This is a genomic window from Leptospira gomenensis (assembly GCF_004770155.1).
Lineage (GTDB): Bacteria > Spirochaetota > Leptospiria > Leptospirales > Leptospiraceae > Leptospira > Leptospira gomenensis.
Genome location: NZ_RQFA01000095.1, coordinates 1 through 900 on the forward strand (window position 1 = coordinate 1; position 900 = coordinate 900).

Consider the following 900-nt stretch of genomic DNA (forward strand, 5'->3'; position numbering starts at 1 on the left):
GCATCGATTTTGGTTCCTGGGACGAAGAACTTTTCGAAGGTGATGGGCAGTTTGAGCTACAACGACCACAGCGGTTTGTCGAGCGGAGTGAGTTACAACTTCGGCGACGGCACTCGACCTTCTACGCCAGGTGAACCTTCGCAACAAGACGCTCAGAACAATTTGTTGAACTACATCTTTAACGGTGTAGGGGCTATGGTGAGTGGTATTGGTCGTGGTGTGAAGAGCGTGTGGAACGGTGTGTTTGGTGGGGATGATGTTTTATTAGCAAATGCGAATGGAATTGTTGCTTTTGACGGAAGGTTGGTGAGCGGGTCAAAGAATGTATCGGACTATGACCTATCGAATGTTCCTGGTCTTAAGGACGCCAACTTTTTACAAAAGATGGGACAATATTTGTATAACGGCTTGAGTGGAGCGGGTTGGGGAACGGATTCTGATTTGATAAGCAATGCTTACCGGAACTCGAAAAAGCAATTTGAAAATCATAATATGTCAACGGATGATATGACTTCGTTGGCTAAGGTAGCGGCGATAAAACAAGCGATGGATTTAGGATATAACGTATCACCTTCGATGTTAAAGGATCTTGCCGAATCGATCAATCGTTTTGGTTTACATGAGTATTATCGTCATATGGACGGTGATAAGCTGAAGTATAGATTTAGATTGGACGGTGAAGGCTTTTACAACACAGCCAGTCAAGGTAACGCTTGGGAGCACAAATACGGTCAATTCGAATTAGTCGATACATTGGCGAAGACAATCGCTGAGTGGAAAAAGACTAATCCTACGGATCCAGTCCCGATTAACGACTTGGGTTACAAAACGGGTGGATACGATCCAGGGCCAAATCCTGATCACCATGCGAACGGAAATCAGGCTGACTTGGGTTATATG

General features: G+C 45.0%; 1 pseudogene. It reads left to right on the top strand.

What is annotated here, in order from left to right:
* Positions 1–51: 51 nt before the first annotated feature.
* A pseudogene (locus EHQ17_RS19660) lies at positions 52–900 on the top strand (hypothetical protein); the annotation flags it as partial.